The following is a 13,538-nucleotide window of genomic DNA, read 5'->3' as shown; positions in this document are numbered from 1 at the left end:
GCTCAAGCTCACCGCTGTTTTTATTTCTTCATAGCCATCACTTGGCCTTCATCCGGCGTTACATAGACGGTATGCTGATTGTCGTAAATAACAAAGCCGGGTTTAGCGCCGGACGGTTTTTTTACGTAGCGGACTTTCGTGTAGTCAACCGGCACGGAAGAAGAATCTTTCGCTTTGCTGTAATACGCTGCGATCATGGCAGCTTCTAATATTGTTTCTTCTGATGGATCATCGGAACGAATGACAACGTGTGAACCGGGAATGTCCTTCGTGTGAAGCCAAATATCATCTCGGCGGGCCACCTTGTTTGTCAAATAATCATTTTGACGATTGTTTTTGCCGGCGTGAATAACCGTTCCATCTGTTGATACATATTCTTCGATCGCAGGGACGGCTGCTTTCTTTTTCTTTTTTATATGCCGCGCTTTTATATAGCCTTCCTCAGCCAGTTCTTCACGAATTTCTTCAATATCCCGTGGCGAAGCTGATTCAAGCTGCTGCAAAAGGGCCTCAAAATACCGAATCTCGTCTTTTGTTTTTTCAATCTGTTCCTGAACAACAATAACAGCATGTTTTGCTTTTTGATAACGGGAGAAATATTTTTGTGCATTATCCGCCGGATTTTTTTGAGGATCAAGCGTAATCGTTACCGTTGCACCATTTTCATCATAATAATCAATGACATCGATTTCTTTCATGCCTTTTTTTACGGTGTACAAATTCGCGGTCAGCAGTTCGCCGAGGCGCTGATATTCTCCAGCGTTTTCCGCTTCTGCAAGCGTACGTTCGAGCTTATGAATTTTAGAACGATTTTTTTGAAGTTCGTTTCCAATTAACCGTTCGAGGTCGTTTGCCTGCTGACGGACACGGTCGCGCTCTGCCTTGCCGAAGTAGTAACGATCAAGAAGCAACGATACCGTTTCGAAATACGTCCGCTCACCTTGAATGTGAGGCAAGTCGATCATATAAAAATATGTTTTATCCCCGCTGTCGATCATGATTGGTGAATACACCCGATTTGACAATGGAGCCATTACCTGTAGAAAGGCAGAAGGGACTGTTTCACGGTTAGCAAGACCTGCACGGCTGACAATTTCATTGCTGATAAGCGGTGACAAACCTTCAAAAGCAGACACCAGCTGCTTGGCAATTTTACCGGCATTAAAGTCAACTGCATGTGTAACTTGTTCCGAATCTGCGCTTAATGGGTTTTGTTTATGCTGTGCGGGTGGCTCCATATATTTTGCTCCGGGCAAAATGGTCCGATAGCTATTCATAGAAGAAGGAACATGCTTAATACTGTCAATGATGGTCCCTTTTTCTTTATCGACTAACAGAATGTTGCTATGACGGCCCATAATCTCAACGTACAGATCTTTATAGGAAATGTCTCCAATTTCATTTTTCCCTTTAAACTCGAATACAATTGTCCGGTCAAGGCCAAACTGGCGGATATTCTCTAAAATGGCTCCGTCTAAGTGCTTTCGCATCATAATACAAAAAAGCGGCGGCTCGGACGGATTATCCTGCACGGTTTCAGTCAGCTGTACCCGCGCATAAGAAGGATGGGCAGATAGGAGCAATTTATTATTTTTGCCGCGCGCCCGGATCACCATAATTGTTTCATTTTTATATGGCTGATGAATTTTATTCACGCGCCCGCCTGTGAGGGCTTCATTTAATTCTTCAACCATTGCTTTTGTAAATAATCCATCAAATGCCATGAATCATACTCCCTTTTTATACGAACATATTTATTCATCTTACCATGTGTATGCTGCTTTCGTAAATTTAAGAACATTGCTTTTTTAAGAAGAAAAACTGCTGTATACTTATTTTTATAAATTAATGAAGAAAAGAGGCGCATTATGACTGAATTCGTCACGGTTATTATGGTGTTTTCTATCCCAATTGTTGCCATTGTGACTGCTCATATGAGAGGACAATCTAAAATTCAGTACAAAATTATTAAAGAACAAATTGAATTGGAAAAGCTGAAGCAGGAAAATTTTTTGCTGGAAACAGAAAGAATGAAGATGGAGCTTGGATTTACGAAACCGATTGAAGAAAAAGAAGAGGTTCTATCTTTTATTGAGCAGGAAAAGCGTCAAATATGATATAATAGTTCGAGTGTGCAAAAACGGACGAAACGTGACAAAGGGGAGCAAAGACGATGCAGTTAATCAATATCGGATTTGGCAGTGTCGTCTCGGCAGAGCGGATTGTGGCGATTGTCAGCCCAGAGTCGGCACCGATTAAGCGGCTCGTTCAGGAGTCGCGTGAAAAAGGAAATCTCGTCGATGCAACATTTGGCCGCCGGACACGTGCGGTCATTTTAACAGACAGCCATCATATTATTTTATCGGCTGTGCAGCCGGAAACGGTCGCGAACCGCGCGGCGTTGAAAGATGAGGATGCTGAGGAAGGATTGTGAAGTAAGTGAAAGAAAAAGGTTTGCTGATCGTATTGTCCGGACCGTCCGGCGTTGGCAAAGGGACTGTGCGAAAAGCGATTTTTTCAAGAGAAGATGTAAAGTTCGATTATTCCATTTCAATGACGACACGCAAACCGCGTGAAGGCGAAGTAGATGGCGTGGATTATTTTTTTAAATCCCGCGAAGAATTTGAGCAGCTGATCCAAGAAGGCAAACTGCTTGAATATGCGGAGTTTGTCGGCAACTATTACGGCACGCCGGTTGATTATGTGCGGGAAACGCTTGATGCGGGAACCGATATTTTTCTTGAAATTGAAGTGGAGGGCGCACGGCAAGTACGTGAAAAGTTTCCGGAAGGGCTCTTTATTTTCCTGGCACCGCCAAGTTTATCCGAGCTGCACAGCCGAATTATCGGCCGGGGCACGGAAACAGACGAAGTCATTCGGGGACGAATGGAACAAGCGCGCAAAGAAATCGACATGATGGACTTGTATGATTATGTCGTTGAAAACGATGAAGTAGAGCGGGCATGCTCCCGGATTCAATCGATCGTCGAAGCAGAACATTGCCGCCGTGAGCGCGTGCAACATCGATACCAAATTATGCTGGAACTGGAAGGGGAACAATAATGTTATATCCATCTATTGATAACTTACTGACAAAAATCGATTCAAAATATTCATTGGTCAGCGTAGCGGCAAAACGAGCTCGTTTTATGCAGGAGAACAAAGGGAAAGGTGCTCTTGGCGCATACGAGTCTCATAAATTTGTTGGGAAAGCATTAGAAGAAATTTATGCTGATGAACTTGTGATGAAAAAGAAAGATGAAAATAAAACGTATTCAGATGAAGTGTAAATGTAAATAGGCAAAACGGAAAAGGGCGGCGAATACCGGCCTTTTCTTTTTGTATGCTATCATACTTACATAAAGAGTTGACGGGAACGGAGGAAAAATGAATGAACGGAAAGAACATTTTACTTTGTGTCAGCGGCGGTATTGCAGTTTATAAAGCGGCGGCGCTGACAAGCAAGCTAAAACAGGCGGGCGCCCATGTAAAAGTTGTTATGACCGATTCTGCCCAAAAATTTGTCGCGCCTGTGACGTTTCAAGCGTTATCGGGCGAGCCCGTTTATACCGATACGTTTGATGAAAAAGATCCATCGAAAATTGCCCATATTGACATCGCCGACTGGGCCGACCTTGTCATTGTGGCACCGGCAACGGCCAATATGATCGCAAAAATGGCGAATGGCATTGCAGATGACATGATGTCAACCGTTCTTCTTGCCGGCATAGCGCCGAGATGGGTCGTGCCAGCCATGAACGTAAACATGTATGCCCATCCCGCCGTGCAAAGAAACATGGAAACGTTAAAATCATTTGGTTATCGATTTATTGAGCCTGGAGAAGGCTACCTTGCCTGCGGTTATACAGGGAAAGGGCGGATGGAAGAGCCTGAAGTGATTGCCCAGCTGGTCGCAGAGTTTTTTGATGGAAAAGAAAAAAAGCTGCTTTCCGGGAAACAGGTCATCGTGACAGCAGGGCCGACACGGGAAGCAGTCGATCCGGTCCGTTTTTTTACCAATAAATCAACCGGTAAAATGGGCTATGCGATTGCTGAGGCAGCGTATGAATTTGGTGCAGACGTTACGCTTATTTCAGGACCCGTCAATATTGCTCCACCGTCCGGCGTTACAATCTGCCATGTAGAAAGTGCAGAAGAAATGTTTCGAGCGGTTATGGATGTATACGACGGGGCAGATCTCGTTGTGAAAACAGCTGCTGTTGCCGATTACCGGCCAAGATTTGTTCACGAAAACAAAATGAAAAAGCAGGAAGGTTCGATGACGATAGAGCTTGAGCGGACGAGAGATATTTTAAAAACGCTTGGGGAACGGAAAACGAATCAATTTTTAGTCGGCTTTGCAGCGGAAACAAACGATGTGGAAGTGTATGCGAAACGAAAGCTCGAATCAAAAAATGCTGATATGATTGTCGCTAACAACGTGAAACAGGAAGGCGCCGGTTTTGGCGGCGATACAAATATTATTTCCATTTTTCATCGGGATGGAACACACCGTGATTTTGAAAAAATGACCAAAAAAGAAGCCGCGGTTCAGATTTTAAAGGATGCGGCTGTACGAATAGGTGAAGCGGAATGAAAATTGCTTCTGTCATTGTGGACGTTGCCGTCATGCAGACCGACCGTCCATTTGACTATGAAATTCCTCCAGCGTGGGAGGATGTGATCCAGCCTGGCATGCGTGTCATTGTGCCTTTCGGGCCGCGTCACGTACAAGGGTTTGTACTGGAAATCAAAGAAGAACAGGAAAGCCGAAAGTTAAAGCCGATCGTTGAACCGATGGATATTGTGCCGGTATTAAATAAAGAGCTGCTGTCGCTTGCAGACTGGCTTACGGCTGAATCCCTCTGCTTTAAAATTTCAGCCCTTCAAGTGATGCTCCCTGCTGCGATGAAGGCGAAATATTCAAAGCAAATTCGTGTGACAGGGTTTGCGCCGCTCAGTTTGTCCGTTCAGTCTCTTTTTAACGGACGAGATGAAATAGCATGGGAAGAAGCGGCAGAAGCAGGCGCTCTCTCTGAAATCCGCAAAGAAGTAAAAAAAGGCTCACTCGATGTTCTCTATTCAGTTAAAAGCAAAGGCCGAAAAAAAACGGTTCGAATGGTCAAGTGCAGGTTGTCTGAGAAACTGCTCAACGAAACGGTTCAATCCATGCCAAAAAACGCATTAAAACAAGTGGAAGCAATGCAGTTTTTTTTAGGGAGAACCGGCGAGTGGATTCCGTTAAAAGAAACAGGGATGTCCTCCGCTGTAGCAAAAGCACTGATTGACAAAGAACTGCTTGAAGAAAAGCAAGAAGAAATGTACCGTGATCCGCTTGCCGGCCGTACGTTTACACCGGATACACCGCTGGTACTGACAGACATGCAGCAGGCCGCGATTGAGCCAATTCTTGAAAAAGTAAAGGAAGAAAAAGCGGAAACGTTTTTGCTGCATGGTGTAACAGGAAGCGGGAAAACGGAAATTTATCTGCAATCGATCAGTGAAGTATTAAAAAAAGGACAAGAAGCTATTGTGCTAGTGCCGGAAATTTCATTAACGCCGCAAATGACTGATCGTTTTAAGCAGCGGTTTGGAAATGATGTGGCGGTGCTTCACAGCGGCTTGTCAACTGGTGAAAAATATGATGAATGGCGGAAAATCAGCCGTAAAGAAGTAAAAGTCGTGGTCGGAGCCCGCTCGGCTGTTTTCGCTCCATTTGAAAACATTGGGTTAATCATTATTGATGAAGAACATGAAACAAGCTATAAACAAGAAGAAAATCCACGTTACCATGCCCGTGATGTCGCGATTTGGCGGGCGGGCTTTTACGGATGCCCGGTTATTTTAGGAAGTGCCACACCTTCTCTTGAGTCTTTCGCGCGAGCGCAAAAAGGTGTTTACACCTTATTAACATTAGCCGAACGTGTCAATGACCGGCCGCTGCCTGCCGTTGATATTGTCGATATGCGTGAAGAGCTGCGGGAAGGAAATCGGTCGATGTTTTCCCGCAATTTATTCGATAAAATAAAGGACCGTCTCGAAAAAGGAGAACAAACTGTTCTGTTTTTAAATAAGCGAGGATATTCCTCTTTTATTATGTGCCGTGACTGTGGATATGTACCGGAATGTCCGAACTGCGACGTTTCGATGACGTATCACCGTCACCGTCATCAGTTAAAATGTCATTATTGCGGTCATGAAGAGCCGTCACCCAATGTGTGTCCGGAATGCACAAGTGAACATATCCGGCATTTTGGCACCGGCACGCAAAAAGTGGAAGAAGAATTGCTGAAATTGCTGCCCGAAGCGAGAATTATCCGGATGGATGTCGATACAACTGGAACGAAAGGAGCGCACGAGCGGCTGTTAAAAAAATTCGCTCAAAAAGAAGCGGATATTTTGCTTGGTACCCAAATGATCGCAAAAGGGCTTGATTTTCCCGATATTACTCTTGTTGGCGTGCTTAGTGCGGATACGATGCTGCATTTGCCGGATTTTCGCGCCTCTGAAAAAACGTTTCAGCTGTTAACACAAGTAAGCGGACGGGCCGGACGGCATACATTGCCGGGCGAAGTCGTTATTCAGACATATACACCAGAGCATTACAGCATCCAGCTTGCCGCGGATCAGCATTACGAATCATTTTATGAACAGGAAATGCAAATGAGAAAAATGGGAGGATATCCGCCATTTTATTATTTGGCGCTTATTACTGTCAGTCATGAAGAAGCGATCATGGCATCGAGTGAAGCAAATAAAATTGTGATGAATATTAAGCCGGAATTGTCACCGGCGGCTGTTGTATTAGGACCGGTCGCCTCGCCAATTTCACGGATCAACAATAGATATCGGTGGCAATGTCTGATAAAATACAAACGTGAACCAAAGCTTGGCGCTGTACTGAAACAGGTGCTTGAGCATTATGCGAAACAAGGAAAATCAAACGGGCTGATGGTATCCGTTGATATCCATCCATATGTACTGATGTAGAAAAGAGGAACACGATGACGATCTTATCCATTGTTAAACATCCAGCGGCTATTTTGGAGACGAAATGCCAGCCAATCACGATATTTGACAGTAAATTAAAGCGCCTCGTGCGCGATATGCAGGAAACAATGATTGAAGCGGACGGTGTAGGAATTGCTGCACCGCAAGTCGGAAAAGATATGCGCCTGGCCATTGTTGATATTGAAGATGATCATGGCTTGATTGTACTGATTAATCCGGAACTGCTATCGGCAGAAGGCAAGCAGACAGATGTGGAAGGCTGCTTAAGTTTTCCGGACTTATATGGGGAAGTTACACGGCCGAACCAGATTAAAATTAAAGCACAAAACGTAAAAGGACAATTTTATACATTTGAAGCAGAAGGATTTTTAGCACGGGCGATTTTGCATGAAATGGATCATTTGGATGGTGTGTTATTTACATCCAAAGTAAAAAAATACATTCCGGCCGAGGAATTGGAAAAGGTGGACGCAGAGTGACGAATATTGTTTTTATGGGCACCCCGGACTTTTCCGTGCCAGTGCTTGAAAGAATACTAAAAGACGGCTATAACGTTCTTGCTGTTGTAACGCAGCCGGATCGTCCGGTCGGCCGGAAAAAAGTCATGACGCCGCCACCGGTAAAAGCGGCAGCAATCAAACATGGTCTCCCTGTTTTGCAGCCTGAGAAATTATCAAAATCAGGCGAAATGGCCGAAATTATCGGCTTAAAGCCGGATTTAGTTGTGACGGCAGCATATGGACAGCTCTTGCCTAATGAGCTGCTCGAAGCACCAAAATATGGATGCGTTAATGTGCATGCATCTCTTTTACCGGACCTTCGAGGCGGCGCGCCGATTCATTATTCAATTTTACAGGGTAAACAAGAAACAGGCATAACGATTATGTATATGGCCGAAAAGCTGGATGCAGGCGATATCATTGCACAAGCGGCTGTAAAGATAGACGAAAATGACAATACTGGAATCCTTCATGACAAGTTAAGTGTAGTAGGGGCTGAGCTACTGTCTGAGACGATTCCCGCCATTATAAATGGCACATCTTCAAGAACGCCTCAGGATGAATCAAAAGCGACATTTGCCCCAAACATCCGCCGGTCTGATGAAAAAATCGACTGGAATCGTTCTGGGGAAGAACTACACAATCAAGTGCGGGGCCTTTGCCCATGGCCGGTCGCTTATACAACACTGGCCGGAGCAGCAGTAAAAGTCTGGAAAAGTGAAAAGGTGTCTAATACGAGCGGTACACCGGGAACGATTCTTTCGATTGAAGAAGACGGCATTGTGACCGCAACCGGTACAAGCACAGCGCTAAAAATAACAGAACTACAGCCGGCGGGTAAAAAGCGGATGAGTGCACGTGATTATTTACGCGGCTCAGGATCTTCGCTTCAAGCCGGTACAGTATTTGGAGAATAAAATGAGAACATTAAATGTGCGCGAAATTGCGCTGGACTTAATTGACGCAGTGGAAAAAAGCGGCTCATACAGCAATTTAATGCTGAATAACGCGATTGAAAAAAATAATATTTCCGGACGGGATACCGCATTATTAACTGAAATCACATATGGAACGATTCAGCGAAAGCTGACGCTCGACTTTTACCTGGCTCCTTTCTTGAAAAAAAAGCCGGAACTATGGGTTCATAATTTGCTTCGTTTATCTCTTTATCAAATGGTTTATCTTGATAAAGTACCGGAGCGGGCTGTTATTCATGAAGCGGTTGATATTGCCAAAAAACGCGGACATAAAGGGATTTCAGGAATGGTGAATGGTGTGCTTCGGTCTATCCAGCGTGAAGGCGTGCCGGACACGAAATCGATTAAAGACGATGCTGAACGCATTTCCATTGAAACAAGCCATCCCCTCTGGCTTGTGAAAAGATGGATGAAGGCGTACGGCAAAGAAAAAACTGAAGCGATGTGCCAGCATAATTTGACCGCTCCCGAGCAGACAGTGCGGGTAAATGCGATGAAAATGACACGTGATGAAGCTGTTTCTGTCTTGAAAGAAGAAGGATTTGACGCATCGCCATCTGATGTTTCGCCATATGCAATTCGACTGATGAAGGGAAATGCTGCAAGGTCGACTCTTTATAAAAATGGTGCTATTTCTATTCAAGATGAGAGCTCGATGCTCGTTGCACCGGTTGTCGGTGCGAAACCAGGCCAGCGTATTCTTGATATGTGTTCGGCACCAGGCGGGAAAACCGCTCATCTTGCTGAACAAATGAACGGAGAAGGCCGCATTGATGCGCTTGACATTCATGCGCATAAACTAAAGCTCGTCACGCAGAATGCAGACCGGCTGGCGCTTTCTAATATTCATATTCAAAAACAAGATGCACGTAAAGCTGGAGAGTTGTTTGCAGAAGAAACATTTGATGCAATTCTTGTTGATGCCCCATGCTCAGGGCTCGGCGTGATTCGCCGGAAACCTGATTTGAAATATGCGAAAACCGAACAGGACTTGGATAACTTGCAGCGCATTCAGCTTGCCATTTTGGACGCCGCTGTTCCTCTGTTAAAGAAACAGGGTGTGCTTGTGTATAGCACATGCACCGTAGATAAAGAAGAAAATGAAGGAACTGTTAACGTCTTTTTAAGCAATCATCCGGAGTTTGAACCGGTGCCGCTTGAACAAATATCAATAAAACCGGAACAGACAATGATCCAAGTATTTCCGGATGACTTCGGCGGCGACGGATTTTTTATTAGTAAATTTAGAAAGAAGGAAAACTCATAAATGACAAAAGCAATAAATAAACAAACGGAACCGCAGAAGCCATCAATCTATTCATTGGAACTTCACGAATTAAAGCAGTGGCTTTCGGACAACGGCGAAAAGCCGTTCCGGGCCGACCAAATTTTTGACTGGCTGTATGTAAAACGTGCAAAAACGGTTGAAGACATGACTAATTTATCGAAAGAATTGCGTACGAAACTGGATGAATCGTTTATGTTTACCGTCTTAAAAACAGCGATTCAGCAAGAATCTGCAGATGGAACCATTAAATTTTTATTTGAATTGCATGATGGATACTCCATTGAAACTGTTTTAATGCGCCACGAATACGGCAATTCTGTTTGTGTTACAACCCAAGTTGGCTGCCGGATTGGCTGTACGTTCTGTGCATCTACGCTTGGAGGTTTGAAGCGGAATCTTGAATCAGGCGAAATTGTGGCACAAGTGGTAAAGGTACAGCAAGCGCTTGATGAGGTGGGAGAACGAGTAAGTTCTGTCGTCATTATGGGAATTGGAGAACCGTTTGATAACTATGATGAAATGATGTCCTTTTTACACGTAATCAATCACGAAAAAGGCTTGAATATCGGAGCGCGCCATATTACCGTATCGACAAGCGGAATCGTGCCGAAAATTTATAAATTTGCTGATGAAAAAACGCAAATTAATTTTGCTGTTTCTCTTCATGCGCCAAACGATGAGCTGCGGACGAAGCTAATGCCAATTAACCGCGCGTACAAATTAAAAGACTTAATGGAATCGATCCGCTACTACACGGAAAAAACCGGGCGCCGTATTACGTTTGAATATGGACTATTTGGCGGTGAAAATGATTCCGTGGCTCATGCTGAAGAACTGGCATCGCTCATTAAAGGAATTAAATGCCATGTAAATTTAATTCCGGTTAACTACGTGCCGGAACGTGATTACGTTCGCACGCCGCGTAATAAGATCTTTGAATTTGAGAAAACATTGAAGAAAAATGGTGTGAATGCAACGATTCGACGTGAACAAGGAACAGACATTGACGCGGCATGCGGCCAGCTTCGGGCGAAAGAGCGTGCCGGCGAAACGGGGTGACCGCATGAATGCAGTCTTTCAAACAGATCGTGGAAGAATCCGCTCACACAATGAGGACAGCGGCGGCGTATTTCACCATAATAGCAACCTCTGTCTTGCCATTGTCGCGGATGGAATGGGCGGACATAATGCAGGAGATACTGCGAGCCGAATGACGATCGAGTCATTTGAAAAACATTGGAATGAAACAGCAGCGGGTATTCAATCGCCCGGTGATGCGATGAACTGGCTGAAATCGATTATTCCGGTGATCAATGCGGACATTTTAATCCATGCCAGTACACATGAGGAATGCAGCGGAATGGGAACAACACTTGTTGCCGCCCTTTGTACAGAAAAATTCTGCACGATTGCAAGCATCGGCGACAGCCGATGCTATTTGCAAAGTGAAGACGGTTTTTCACAAGTGACAGAAGATCATTCGCTCGTAAATGAACTCGTCAAGTCTGGCGAAATTACAAAAGAAGCAGCAGAAAACCATCCGAAAAAAAATGTCTTGACGCGTGCACTCGGAACAGACGAGAAGCTGGCTGTCGACTACAGAACGATTATGTTTGAAGAAGGAGATTTACTGCTTCTTTGTTCAGATGGTTTATCTAATAAAGTAGCGGATGCTCAAATAAGCTATGTTTTACAATTAACAGATTCGCTTCCTGCAAAAGCGGATACTCTTATTCAGATGGCCAATGAAAATGGCGGCGAAGACAATATTACCGTCGTGATTCTTGAGCATTGTGCCGCACGCGAAAGCGGGTGAACACATGTTAATTGGCAAAAGCTTAAGCGGACGTTATAAAATTGTCCGGACGATTGGTGGCGGCGGTATGGCGCACGTTTATTTGGCGCGTGATATGATTTTAGACCGCGATGTGGCCATTAAAGTACTCCGGTTTGATTTTGCAGGAGAAGATGAATTTTTACGCCGTTTTCAGCGTGAAGCTCAAGCCGCCTCAAGTCTTGCTCATCCGAATATCGTCAGTATTTATGACGTTGGCGAAGAAGACAATGTTCACTTTATCGTCATGGAGTATGTGGATGGAATGACGCTAAAAGAATATATTCAGCAATTTTCGCCGGTTCCATACGAAAAAGTGATTGATATTATGAAACAAATGACAGCTGCTGTTGCGTTTGCTCACCAGCATTCGATTATTCACCGTGATGTAAAGCCGCACAACATGTTGATGGACCGGGACGGAACGGTAAAAATGACCGATTTCGGCATCGCAATGGCCATGAGCGCCACATCCATTACGCAAACGAATGCTGTTCTCGGGTCGGTTCACTACATTTCACCTGAGCAGGCAAGAGGCGGTATGGCGACGAAAAAGTCAGATATTTATGCGCTTGGCATCGTCATGTATGAGCTGTTAACAGGGAAGCTTCCATTTTCAGGTGAATCAGCTGTATCGATCGCATTGAAGCATTTGCAGACAGAAACACCCTCTGTTAAGCAGCTCTATCCAGGGATTCCACAAAGCATTGAAAATATTGTTCTGCATGCAACAGCCAAAGATCCGTTTCATCGTTATATGAGTGCGGAAGAAATGGAGCATGACTTATCAACCGCTCTTGAAGAATATCGCCTGCATGAAGAAAAGTTTATGATTCCAGAAGACGACGATGAAGTGACGAAAGCTATTCCAGTCTTCACGCCGAAGCCGCCGGAACGTATTCAGCCGGCTGTATCCTCGGCTGAAAAAAAACAAGAGATGGCTCCAATGAAAAAGAAAAAGAAATGGCCATGGATCTTGCTTTTTTTGATTACTCTTAGCATTCTGGGCGCCGTGGCTTGGACAGTGGCAACGACACCGAGAGATGAAGAAGTGCCGGAGACAAACGGAAAAAGCCCCGAAGCGGCAGCCTCTATGTTAATTAATGCTGGCTTTATTGTCGGCGACTCCGATGAAGAGTTCAGTGCGGATATTGAGCAGGGAAAAGTGATACGAACCGTTCCGGAAGCTGGTAAAACAGTCCAAGAAGGCAGCGAAATCGATTTATTCGTCTCTGCTGGAAAAGAACGAAAAGCGATGGTAGATTACACAGGAAAAACATTGGAAGAAACACGCGAGCTTCTTGAAGAAGCAGGATTTCGCGATGTTGAAACGGAAATGATTCATGATGAAAGTGAAGCTGGAACGGTTTTGGAACAAAATCCGAATGTGGATGAACTCGTCATTCCGGAAGAAACAGGTGTGGAATTGACTGTTAGTGCCGGTCTTGCGAATGTTTTGCTAACGGATCTTGGCGGCTATACGGAAAAGAGCCTTGAAGACTATGCAGATTCCAATGGAATTATCATTGACATTTCTAGTGAAGAATTTTCTGATTCGGTATCTGCAGGACAGGTAATCAGCCAGTCCCCACAAGCCGGAAGTGAAGTGGCACCGGGAAGCACGGTGGAAGTGACGCTGTCAAAAGGACCGGAAGAGATTCCGCCGGCAGAAGTATCAACAGAGATTGTCATTCCTTATGAACCGGAGATAGAAGGAGAGTCGCAGGAAGTTCAAATTTACATGGAAGACGCAGCTCATAGCATGACTGAACCGTATGAAAAGTTTTTAATTACGGAAGAAACGAAGCGTACGCTTGAATTTGTCGTTGAAAAAGGCAAAAAAGCAGGATACAAAGTAATACGGGACCAAGTAGTCATAATTGATGAAACCATTCCATATCCGGAAGAAACAGAATCTGAATAAGGTG

General features: G+C 44.6%; 13 protein-coding genes. 12 read left to right on the top strand and 1 reads right to left on the bottom strand.

All coding sequences use genetic code 11. The annotated features are described in order from the left end of the window. Window positions 1-20 precede the first annotated feature (20 nt). Window positions 21-1,724 (bottom strand): Rqc2 family fibronectin-binding protein, encoded by a 1,704-nt coding sequence (locus tag BA724_RS14820; protein WP_069939449.1) that lies wholly within the window; start codon window positions 1,722-1,724, stop codon window positions 21-23. A 144-nt stretch (window positions 1,725-1,868) separates the two neighbouring features. On the opposite strand from BA724_RS14820, the gene BA724_RS14815 reads away from it, so the two are divergent. From BA724_RS14815 to pknB, 12 genes are all read left to right on the top strand, one after another. Next, the gene (locus BA724_RS14815) at window positions 1,869-2,117 is read left to right on the top strand and encodes a hypothetical protein (protein ID WP_069939448.1); all 249 of its coding nucleotides are present in this window, start codon (window positions 1,869-1,871) and stop codon (window positions 2,115-2,117) included. 56 nt (window positions 2,118-2,173) lie between these two features. Continuing rightward, the gene (remA, locus tag BA724_RS14810; protein ID WP_046181065.1) at window positions 2,174-2,434 is read left to right on the top strand and encodes an extracellular matrix/biofilm regulator RemA; all 261 of its coding nucleotides are present in this window, start codon (window positions 2,174-2,176) and stop codon (window positions 2,432-2,434) included. A gap of 5 nt (window positions 2,435-2,439) precedes the next feature. Beyond that, on the top strand, window positions 2,440-3,063 hold the full coding sequence (gene gmk / locus BA724_RS14805) for a guanylate kinase (protein ID WP_069939447.1): 624 nt from the start codon (window positions 2,440-2,442) through the stop codon (window positions 3,061-3,063). After that, on the top strand, window positions 3,063-3,290 hold the full coding sequence (gene rpoZ / locus BA724_RS14800; RefSeq protein ID WP_069939446.1) for a DNA-directed RNA polymerase subunit omega: 228 nt from the start codon (window positions 3,063-3,065) through the stop codon (window positions 3,288-3,290). The genes gmk and rpoZ overlap by 1 nt, the downstream gene beginning before the upstream one ends. Window positions 3,291-3,391: 101 nt before the next feature. Further along, a complete protein-coding gene (coaBC, locus tag BA724_RS14795) occupies window positions 3,392-4,597 on the top strand; it encodes a bifunctional phosphopantothenoylcysteine decarboxylase/phosphopantothenate--cysteine ligase CoaBC (RefSeq protein ID WP_069939445.1) in 1,206 nt (401 codons plus the stop codon). Continuing rightward, window positions 4,594-6,990, top strand: a complete 2,397-nt coding sequence (priA, locus tag BA724_RS14790; protein ID WP_069939444.1) for a primosomal protein N' — start codon at window positions 4,594-4,596, stop codon at window positions 6,988-6,990. The genes coaBC and priA overlap by 4 nt, the downstream gene beginning before the upstream one ends. 14 nt (window positions 6,991-7,004) lie before the next feature. Further along, on the top strand, window positions 7,005-7,490 hold the full coding sequence (gene def / locus BA724_RS14785) for a peptide deformylase (protein WP_069939443.1): 486 nt from the start codon (window positions 7,005-7,007) through the stop codon (window positions 7,488-7,490). Beyond that, entirely contained in the window at window positions 7,487-8,428 is a 942-nt protein-coding gene (gene fmt, locus BA724_RS14780; RefSeq protein ID WP_069939442.1) for a methionyl-tRNA formyltransferase, read from the top strand. Before def ends, fmt begins: the two co-directional genes overlap by 4 nt. Before the next feature lies 1 nt (window position 8,429). Next, window positions 8,430-9,755 (top strand): 16S rRNA (cytosine(967)-C(5))-methyltransferase RsmB, encoded by a 1,326-nt coding sequence (rsmB, locus tag BA724_RS18355; RefSeq protein ID WP_069939441.1) that lies wholly within the window; start codon window positions 8,430-8,432, stop codon window positions 9,753-9,755. Beyond that, window positions 9,756-10,835, top strand: coding sequence for a dual-specificity RNA methyltransferase RlmN (rlmN, locus tag BA724_RS18350; protein WP_069939440.1), 1,080 nt, complete (start codon window positions 9,756-9,758; stop codon window positions 10,833-10,835). A gap of 4 nt (window positions 10,836-10,839) precedes the next feature. Next, on the top strand, window positions 10,840-11,592 hold the full coding sequence (locus BA724_RS14765) for a Stp1/IreP family PP2C-type Ser/Thr phosphatase (protein ID WP_069939795.1): 753 nt from the start codon (window positions 10,840-10,842) through the stop codon (window positions 11,590-11,592). 4 nt (window positions 11,593-11,596) lie between these two features. Beyond that, a complete protein-coding gene (pknB, locus tag BA724_RS14760; protein WP_069939439.1) occupies window positions 11,597-13,534 on the top strand; it encodes a Stk1 family PASTA domain-containing Ser/Thr kinase in 1,938 nt (645 codons plus the stop codon). Window positions 13,535-13,538: the final 4 nt, after the last annotated feature.

Source organism: Domibacillus iocasae, from assembly GCF_001750285.1.
GTDB classification, from domain to species: Bacteria; Bacillota; Bacilli; order Bacillales; family Domibacillaceae; genus Domibacillus; species Domibacillus iocasae.
Note: the sequence above shows the minus strand (reverse complement) of the source record. Positions and strands in the feature narration are given on the sequence as shown.

What these genes read in the sequence shown, in the direction of transcription:
- BA724_RS14820 (WP_069939449.1), bottom strand. Translation starts at nt 1,724, where the DNA reads ATGGCATTTGATGGATTATTTACAAAAGCAATGGTTGAAGAATTAAAT.
- remA (WP_046181065.1), top strand. Translation starts at nt 2,174, where the DNA reads ATGCAGTTAATCAATATCGGATTTGGCAGTGTCGTCTCGGCAGAGCGG.
- BA724_RS14765 (WP_069939795.1), top strand. Translation starts at nt 10,840, where the DNA reads ATGAATGCAGTCTTTCAAACAGATCGTGGAAGAATCCGCTCACACAAT.
- coaBC (WP_069939445.1), top strand. Translation starts at nt 3,392, where the DNA reads ATGAACGGAAAGAACATTTTACTTTGTGTCAGCGGCGGTATTGCAGTT.
- rpoZ (WP_069939446.1), top strand. Translation starts at nt 3,063, where the DNA reads ATGTTATATCCATCTATTGATAACTTACTGACAAAAATCGATTCAAAA.
- rsmB (WP_069939441.1), top strand. Translation starts at nt 8,430, where the DNA reads ATGAGAACATTAAATGTGCGCGAAATTGCGCTGGACTTAATTGACGCA.
- priA (WP_069939444.1), top strand. Translation starts at nt 4,594, where the DNA reads ATGAAAATTGCTTCTGTCATTGTGGACGTTGCCGTCATGCAGACCGAC.
- rlmN (WP_069939440.1), top strand. Translation starts at nt 9,756, where the DNA reads ATGACAAAAGCAATAAATAAACAAACGGAACCGCAGAAGCCATCAATC.
- BA724_RS14815 (WP_069939448.1), top strand. Translation starts at nt 1,869, where the DNA reads ATGACTGAATTCGTCACGGTTATTATGGTGTTTTCTATCCCAATTGTT.
- pknB (WP_069939439.1), top strand. Translation starts at nt 11,597, where the DNA reads ATGTTAATTGGCAAAAGCTTAAGCGGACGTTATAAAATTGTCCGGACG.
- def (WP_069939443.1), top strand. Translation starts at nt 7,005, where the DNA reads ATGACGATCTTATCCATTGTTAAACATCCAGCGGCTATTTTGGAGACG.